The organism is Mesorhizobium sp. ArgA1, assembly GCF_053714375.1.
This window is the reverse complement of sequence record NZ_JBSKBQ010000013.1, coordinates 169,541-177,454: the sequence shown is the minus strand read 5'-3', so window position 1 is coordinate 177,454 and position 7,914 is coordinate 169,541. Positions and strand designations below refer to the sequence as shown.

8 protein-coding genes and 1 pseudogene are annotated in these 7,914 nt (G+C 63.6%); 4 read left to right on the top strand and 5 right to left on the bottom strand.

Features of this window, described 5'->3' with window-relative positions:
• Together ACWGTI_RS24365 and ACWGTI_RS24360 are read right to left on the bottom strand one after the other, a co-directional pair.
• Nucleotides 1-122: pseudogene (locus ACWGTI_RS24365) on the bottom strand (co-chaperone GroES); the annotation flags it as partial.
• Between the two features lie 184 nt (nucleotides 123-306).
• A complete protein-coding gene (locus ACWGTI_RS24360; RefSeq protein ID WP_454589481.1) occupies nucleotides 307-1,104 on the bottom strand; it encodes a class I SAM-dependent methyltransferase in 798 nt (265 codons plus the stop codon).
• Between the two features lie 82 nt (nucleotides 1,105-1,186).
• Between ACWGTI_RS24360 and ACWGTI_RS24355 the strand changes: the two genes are divergently transcribed.
• The gene (locus tag ACWGTI_RS24355) at nucleotides 1,187-2,038 is read left to right on the top strand and encodes a hypothetical protein (RefSeq protein WP_454589480.1); all 852 of its coding nucleotides are present in this window, start codon (nucleotides 1,187-1,189) and stop codon (nucleotides 2,036-2,038) included.
• A gap of 14 nt (nucleotides 2,039-2,052) precedes the next feature.
• On the opposite strand, the gene ACWGTI_RS24350 is transcribed toward ACWGTI_RS24355, so the two are convergent.
• Entirely contained in the window at nucleotides 2,053-2,679 is a 627-nt protein-coding gene (locus ACWGTI_RS24350) for a TetR family transcriptional regulator (protein ID WP_454589479.1), read from the bottom strand.
• A gap of 159 nt (nucleotides 2,680-2,838) precedes the next feature.
• Here ACWGTI_RS24350 and ACWGTI_RS24345 point away from each other — a divergent pair, with 159 nt between their 5' ends.
• Both ACWGTI_RS24345 and ACWGTI_RS24340 read left to right on the top strand, forming a co-directional pair.
• Nucleotides 2,839-4,023 carry an MFS transporter gene (locus ACWGTI_RS24345; RefSeq protein ID WP_454589478.1) on the top strand — a complete coding sequence of 395 codons (1,185 nt, stop codon included), beginning with the start codon at nucleotides 2,839-2,841 and terminating at the stop codon, nucleotides 4,021-4,023.
• Nucleotides 4,024-4,133: 110 nt separating this feature from the next.
• A complete protein-coding gene (locus tag ACWGTI_RS24340) occupies nucleotides 4,134-5,069 on the top strand; it encodes a bifunctional helix-turn-helix transcriptional regulator/GNAT family N-acetyltransferase (RefSeq protein WP_454589477.1) in 936 nt (311 codons plus the stop codon).
• Between the two features lie 5 nt (nucleotides 5,070-5,074).
• On the opposite strand, the gene ACWGTI_RS24335 is transcribed toward ACWGTI_RS24340, so the two are convergent.
• On the bottom strand, nucleotides 5,075-5,908 hold the full coding sequence (locus ACWGTI_RS24335) for an AraC family transcriptional regulator (RefSeq protein ID WP_454589476.1): 834 nt from the start codon (nucleotides 5,906-5,908) through the stop codon (nucleotides 5,075-5,077).
• Nucleotides 5,909-6,059: 151 nt separating this feature from the next.
• Here ACWGTI_RS24335 and ACWGTI_RS24330 point away from each other — a divergent pair, with 151 nt between their 5' ends.
• On the top strand, nucleotides 6,060-7,589 hold the full coding sequence (locus ACWGTI_RS24330) for a winged helix-turn-helix domain-containing tetratricopeptide repeat protein (protein ID WP_454589475.1): 1,530 nt from the start codon (nucleotides 6,060-6,062) through the stop codon (nucleotides 7,587-7,589).
• On the opposite strand, the gene ACWGTI_RS24325 is transcribed toward ACWGTI_RS24330, so the two are convergent.
• The gene (locus tag ACWGTI_RS24325; protein ID WP_454576848.1) at nucleotides 7,565-7,897 is read right to left on the bottom strand and encodes a hypothetical protein; all 333 of its coding nucleotides are present in this window, start codon (nucleotides 7,895-7,897) and stop codon (nucleotides 7,565-7,567) included. The two genes, ACWGTI_RS24330 and ACWGTI_RS24325, sit on opposite strands and share 25 nt — an antisense overlap.
• Nucleotides 7,898-7,914: the final 17 nt, after the last annotated feature.

Sequence of the window (7,914 nt, the reverse complement as noted above, 5' to 3'; positions counted from 1 at the left end):
CCTTCCTGCGGCTTTTCCTTTGCCGTATCCGGGATGATGATCCCGCCGGCGGTCTTGGATTCGGATTCGACCCGGCGTACGACCACGCGGTCATGAAGCGGGCGGAACTTCGACTTTGCCATTTTTTCTTCCTCGAATGAGAACGGTGAGAACAGTTCCTCCATCCGGCGATGCCGGATATCAGTTAGCACTCACCCAAGGCGAGTGCTAACGTGGCGCTGAAATAGGCGCGTGGCTTGCGAGAGTCAAGGCGCGCGGTGGGCTCAATTTCCTCAAATTGAGCCCTGCCTTGGTCCGACGGGAAGCCTAGCGACGCCTCGGCGATCGAAGCACCAGCAGAGGGCATCGCTCCGCCAGCGGATAGGCGCCGCTCGGCACGACGCGCACTTCGCCGAACCACGCACTCGCCTCGTCGACCAGCGCGGCCAGCGTTGCGAAGCTGTAGCTTGTGTCGGAGCCGGCATAGACGTCGATCGTGTTGATCGACGCCATGCTCCAACCCGTCCGCGCGGCAAGGGCCTCGCGGTCGGGGAACAGGCCGTCGAATGTGTCGCGGATTGCCCGCACCTTGATGGCGAAATCCGGGCCGCCCGTGGTGCACGCCATCGCGATCCGCCATTTGAGCGCGTGGAAATTCCCGATCCTGCCGGCCAGCACCTGGGCTTCAATGCTGGCCAGATCCTCGGGCGTTTCCGGGGCTGCGAAAACGCGGATCGCCGCACGCCCGCTGGGCTTCAGGACCCTGGCGATTTCGCCGTGCAGGCGATTGCGTGCCGCCTTCGAAGCGACGGCGGACAGGCAGCCGTCGCCAATCACGGCCTCGGTACTGGCCCCGGCAACCGGCAGATCCAGCCAGTTTCCGGCCATCGCCCAGTGCGAGGCGTTGTCGCCAGCCCACAGGCCCGAGATCATGGCCGCCGATTGGTCGATTGCCAGCATCGATCTGCCGAGCACGGCGAGTTCCGGCGTCACCCCCAGGAGCAGGACGTCGGCTCCCGCCAGATCAAGTTCACGCTCGAAGATTTCAACGATTTCCGGTGTCGGCCGAAGCGGTGCGTCCAGGAGCCGCCAGTGGCGGTGATAATTGTCCCAATGATTTGTCATGCTGCCTTTGGGGCCTGAGAGGTCTGGCTTTTGGCGGTCGCAGCCGCTTAATAGAAAATTGCAGAAAATCAAAAGGCCAGCTGTGGCACGTATTGTCGTGGTAACGCATGAGCACGACCGGTTCCAGAGCGGCCGCAACCTCTTGCTGCGCAGATCGAGCCCGTACATGCTTTTCGATGTTCTCGAAGACCTGAAAAAGCGCGGCCATTCGGTTCGGATCCAGCCAGGTCCGGCCAGGACGCACGATGCCGACATCGCGGTCCTGCATGTCGATGCGACGGTCACGCCAACCGACTATCTCGACTATGCACGTGGCTTTCCATTCTGCCTCAATCTTGCAACGGCCGACATCTCCAAGCGAAGGGTCAGCGGCGCGTTGCTGAAGCATGACGACCCCTGGCAGGGCCCCGTGATCGTGAAAACCAATCTCAACAATCAGGGCATTCCGGAGGCGTTCCTCAACCGGCGATCCAGACGCGCGGGCAAGCAGCTACCTTTTCCGGACGTGCGCGGGCTGCAGCCCTATGAGCTCTACGGGTCTCTTGGCGACGTCCCGGATGGAGTCTTCGGCGATGACGATCTGGTGGTGGAAAAGTTCGTTGCCGAACGGGAACCCGATGGCTTCGCAATGCGGTTCTGGGTGTTTTGCGGAGAGAGCGAGCGTTGCACCCGCTACATCTCGCCAAACAGTCTGGTCAAGGCATCCGAGACGATCCGCAGTGAGCCTGTCCCTGTTCCCGACGAGATCCGCGAGCGACGACGCGAACTCGGCTTCGACTATGGCAAATTCGATTTCGTCCTGCATGAGGGCAAGGCGGTGCTGCTTGATGCCAACAAGACGCCGGGCCGTCCCAAGAATCTGGTGAAAATGTTTGCGGCTGGCGCTGCGCACCTGGCCGACGGCTTCGAAGGCCTCATGCGTCGGGTGGCGTAGGCGGTACTCCTCGCCTAAAGAAATTGGCGCAACTGCGTATGGATGATCGACCGGTAGTCCTCGATCGTATGGCGGCTTTCCGCTTCATCCTGGGTCAGCGCCATGCGCACGACTCCTCCGGCAAGCTGGAAGATCAGGAAAACCATGCGCCCGAACTCTTCGTGTCGCTCCGGCGCGAGAAACGCCTCGACATGGTCGCAGAACATCCTCGCCTGACGCCGGGTTTCGGCGATATCGAGATTTTGCAGCGCCTTGTCGGCCTGGATGGCGTTCTGCAAGTCCTGGATGGCCGGGTCGCCGGCGACGCGTTCATAGTAATCGTCGAGCAGCCTGTCTGAGGCGGCGATGACGTCGCCCAGTCCGCCGATGTCTGCAACGATCGCGGCAAGGCGTGCGCGGCTCACCTCGGAGAACCGTTCGTAGAGCATCGCCAGGATCGCCGACTTGTTGGGGAAGTAATGATAGACGGTGGCGATCGGTCCGCCGGCCAGCGCGCCGACTTCCTTCATTGTGACGGCGTCAATGCCCTTTTCGCCGATCAGCCGCATGGTCGTCGACAGGATGGCGTCGATGCGCTCGCGGCTGCGCTCCTGCTTCGGCCTGCGCCTCGGTTCGGTCGCCGTTCTCCCTGCTTCGTTCATGTCGCCACCCTCTCGATCGCCAAGACCATTCGATCCCCAGCCTTGCTGAATGCCGAGCCTCACTAATGATTGACAAACAAATATGATCGAGTATCAGCTTCTAAATACTGACAGATTGTCAGTTTTTTTGCCGTCATGCAAGGACGTGGGGAGGCGCCCGTGACTTCTGTTCGTAACGTCGATGCCGGAAACGGCGACTGGCTGGTCGGCAACCCGACCGCCGCGCAGCTGGCCTCGGCGCTATGGATAGGTTCGGTCGGCCTGCTCATCCTCGGGCTGCAGCCCGTGCTGCTCGGCGCGCTCTACACCGAAGGACATGTCGGCGGCGATGAACTCGCTCTGGTCGCCACGGCCGAAATGATTGCCATCGGCGTCGGCTCGGCGGTCGTCGCGATGATGCAGTCCGCGCGCAATATGCGCTGGAAGAGTGCAATCCTTCTGGTTCTGCTGGCGCTGGCGAACTGGGCAACCGCCTATGCGGTCAGCCCGAACTCCCTGATCGGCGCCCGCGCCATGGCCGGCCTCGCCGAAGGCGGCTTGGTGGCGGTCGCCACCGAACTGATCGCGCGCTCGCGCCGGGCCGAGCGTATCGGCGGCTATTTCGTTACCATCCAGACCCTGGCGCAATGCGCGCTCGCGCTGCTGCTGGCGCTTTACGTGATCCCGGCCGCCGGATCGGCCGGAGGCTTCATCGCCCTTGCCGTCGTCTGCATCGCTTCGGTCGCGGTCGCCTTCCTGGTCCCGGCGGACTATGCCGACCTGCCCAAGGAGGAACAGTTCGGCAATGTTCTGACCGCGCCGTCGATTACCGCTCTGCTGTGCGTCTTCTGCTACTTCATGTTCTTCGGCTCGGTCTGGGCTTTTCTCGAGCCGCTCGGCGCACAATACGGGATCGACGGCCGCACCGTCGGCCTGATCGTATCGGCCAGCCTCGCACTGCAGGTTCTGGGCGCGATGACGGCAACTGTCTTCGAGGCGCGCATCGATTATCGCTTCGCCATAGCGGCGATCGGCATTGTCGCGGTCGTCAGCGCGGTGGTGCTCGCCAGTAGTCCCGGCCTGACGGTTTTCTGGATCGCCGCCCTGGTCATGGGCTTCATCCTTCTGTTCATCGTGCCCTACCAGATCCGTCTGGCGATCACCGCCGACGAGACGCGCACCGCGGTGCTCCTGATACCGGCAGCCCAGCTCTTCGGGCTCGCGATCGGTCCGATCGCGGCATCGCTTCTCATCGACGGCAAGGATTTTCGGCCGGTACCGGAATTCGCCGCCGTCAGTGCCGCCGCCAGCGTCGTACTGCTTGGCCTGTTCATACTGGTTGCACGCCGCCGCGCTATCACCTGACAGGGAGCGTTCTCGTCAAAGACACCAAGGCGTGAGGTCCTGGCGCATCGACATGCAGATACTTGACTAAGTCAAATAAATGTTTGATCGTCAGGGGCAGGAGGCTGCCAATGACGATCCATCATCAACCCGGCAAGGAACGCATCGACGCGGTGCGGGCTTTCAACCGCTTCTACACCCGCCAGATCGGGCTGCTCGACGAAGGCCTGCTGAAAAGCGCCTTCTCGCTGACCGAGGCGCGGCTGCTCTATGAGCTGGCGCATCGCGATGGCCTGACGGCTACCGATCTCATTCGCGATCTTGGCCTCGACGCCGGCTATGTCAGCCGGTTGCTAAAGAAGTTCGAGCACTTGCAGCTGATTTCGCGAACGGCGCTTGCGTCGGACGCGCGGCAATCGTCGATCACGCTGACGCCGGCCGGGCGGCAGGCCTTCGCACCGCTGAACCGGGATTCACATGACCAGGTCGCGGCCTTGCTGGAGCGGCTCCCGGCTGCCGAACAGGACCGGCTGGTCAAGGCCATGCAAACGGTGCAGCAACTCCTGGGCGAGAGCCCGGAGGCCAAAGTTCCCTACATGCTGCGCCCACTGCAGGTCGGCGACATCGGCTGGATCGTCCGTCGCCAGGGACAGCTCTATGCGCAGGAATATGGCTGGGATGAAACCTATGAAGCGCTGGTCGCCGAAATCCTTGGCGCCTTCGTCAAATCCTTCGATCCAAAATGGGAGCGCAGCTGGATCGCCGAGCGGCAAGGGGAGGTGGTCGGCTCGGTCTTCGTCGTGCGCAAGTCCGACGATGTGGCGAAGCTTCGCCTGCTCTATGTCGAGCCTTCGGCGCGCGGCCTCGGCATCGGCAAGCGGCTGGTCGAGGAGTGCATCGGCTTCGCCCGCGCCAAGGGCTACAAGACGCTGACCCTATGGACCAACGACATCCTGACCGCCGCCCGCCACATCTACGAAAATGCCGGCTTCAAACTGGTCGACGAAGAGCGCCACCACGCCTTCGGCAAGGATCTGGTCGGCCAGAACTGGAATCTGGAGCTGTAGCGGTTCTAGGCCTTGACGGGGATCCAGATCTCCAGCCCGCCATTGCCGCTGCGCGGATCGAACTCCGGCCCGTAGCGCTCGAATTCGGGGCCATCCGCTATTTCGTGCCCGGACGCCGGCAGCCATTTGTTCCAGATTGTGTTGACGGTGCGGCGGATGGTCGAGATGTGCTCGGCATGGGTGAAGACGGCGTATCTCTGCGCCGGCACCCGCACGCGGGAAAGCTCCTTCGGCAGGTCGGAGAAATCCAGGACTTCGACCCCGGCGATGTAATCGAAATTGCCGGCATCGTCGCCGTTGACGCAGACGCCATAGGCGACATCACCCGTCTCGCCCGGAATGTTGCCGATATAGGGGCCGAAGCGCTGCCACTGCATCGGAATGGCGGCGCTGGTTTCGCAGCTGTAGCGCTCGCCGAGGCCGGCGATGAGAAAGGGCCGGCCGGTCTCGAAGCGCGGCGGCGGCAGTGAGGCAAGGAAGGACTGGTCCATCAGGATCGGCTCCACGAGGTCGAGGTTTTTGAGGCTGCCCTGCGCGCGCACCAGTTCCGGCGTAGTGCCGAACTGGTCGCGGAAGGCGCGGGTGAAGGCCTCATGCGAGGCGTAGCCGGCATCGAGCGCGACCGCGAGGATGTCGGGCGCGCCGCCGGCCAGTTTGCGCGCCGCTTCGGTCAGCCTGCGCGCGCGCATATAGCCCATCACCGAACGGCCGGTGGCGGCGCCAAAGGCGCGCGTCACGTGAAAGCGCGACACGCCGCTGCTTTCTGCGATGTCCTCAAGCGAGATCGCTTCCGGCAGATGGCTTTCGACGAACCACAGCGCTTTCTCGGACGGATTCATGGGCTCCTCACATTTGGCGGGGTGACATTTATCTCTCTGGCCGGCGGTCAGTTTGATCGAAATTGCGCCCTGCGCAATAATGCGCTTCGACCAAGCCGCGCCGTTGTGGAATCGAAGCGGCGCGTTTCAGTGTCAGGGGGAGGGTTTCCCGATGACAGCGACGGCTGCCGATCAGCTTTTCCGGTTTGGCGGGTTCACGCTCGATCTCGCCATGGGCACGCTGCGCCGTGTCAACGAGCCGCTGTTCCTGCGCCCCAAGGCCTATGCGCTGCTGTCGCATCTTGCCCGCAACATGGGCCGCGTCGTTCCGAAATCCGAGCTGATGGATGTGGTGTGGCCGGGCGTCTACGTCACCGAGGATTCGCTCACCCAGTCGGTGCGAGAGATCCGTAAGGTGCTGGGCGACGACATGGTGCGCACCGTGTCCAAGCGCGGCTATATGCTTGCCGCCGAGGCGCAGACCGCGCCCGAGATCGGCGCCCAGCCGGTGGTGGCCGTGGTGCGCTTCCGCAATGAAAGCGGCGATCCGGCCGATGAAGCCATGGTCGACGGTTTTGCCGAGGATCTCATCAATGGCGTTGCGCGCTTCGGCACGGTTACTGTTCTAGCGCGCAACTCCAGCTTTTCCTTCGCGTCCTTCGGACGTTCCGAATGGCCTGAGATTCGCGCCCGCATCGGCGCGGACTATCTGGTCGAAGGGTCGCTGCGCCGCCAGGGCGAGCATGTCGTCGTCGCCGTCAGCCTAGTCGACATCGCCACCGCCCGCCAGCTCTGGGGCGACCGCTTCCAGTCGCAAGGCGACGGCCTGTTCGCGATCGAGCGCGAAATCGTCGAGCAGATCGTCAGCCGGCTGGTCACCCGCGTCACCAATGCCGGTCTGGAGCAGGCGTCACGCAAGCCGGCGACCAGCCTTGCCGCCTATGAGCTTCTGCTGCGCGGTTTCGCGATGTTGCGCGATCCCGCGCAGACCGACCAGCGCAGCGCCGAGGCCTTGTTCGAGGCCGCGATCACCAAGGATCCGAATTACGGGCTGGCCTACACATATCTCGGTCTGGTGCGGGCGCTGGATGGCGAGTTCGGACGCGCCAGCGATGCGGTCTTGAGCAATGCACGCGACCTGTCCGAGAAGGGGCTGGCTCTGTCGCCGGACCAGCCGACCGGGCATCGTGTGCAATCGCTGATCCGGCTTTATATGCGCGAGCACGAAGCCGCCGAACACCACATGCGCATCGCGCTGCAGCTCAACCCTTACGATGCCGACTGCATCGAACAGATGGGCATGCTGCTGACCATGCGCGGCCGGCCGCTGGAAGCGATGACATGGCTTGCGCGCGGCATTCGCATCGATCCCTTGCACCCGCACTGGTACCAGTTCGACCGCGCGCTGGCTCTCTACATGATGGGCGAATACCGGCAGGCGGCGGAAGCGCTGGAGCTGGCGACGCGTCCGGCGCCATGGATCCGGACCCGGCTGGCGGCCTGCTATGCCCAGCTGGGCGAGATGGAGAAGGCACGGCGGCAGATCGCCCTGATCGAGGAGGGCGATCCGTTTTCGCCGCTCGACTATGCACTGCGCGGCGTGCCGTTCGAGAACCAGGCCGACGCGGAGCATCTCGCCGAAGGCGTCAGACTTGCCCTCGGCGAGACCGAGCCCGGTCAATCCACCACGACCACGATGTAGCGGCCCTGATAGGCGCGGTAATAGGTGCCGCCGCAACGCCAGACGTCGAAGCCGTTGACCTTTGTCCGCACGCAGCCTGCCGGCAGCCTGGCGACCCATGCCGTGGTGTGGCGCAACACGCGCCATGCGGTGGCGCGGCGGGCAACGCCGGCGGCGCTGCGCGGTGTCCAGGGCGCACCGACGCGGGCCTGCGCCTCGCCGACCAGCGACAGCGCCGGTACGCTGGCGCCAACGATCTCGACACCGCTGAATGCTATCGCCAGCGCGGCAGCCACGGAACGGATTTTCTTCTGAGAATTCATAGGCATTTTCGTTTCTCCTGATG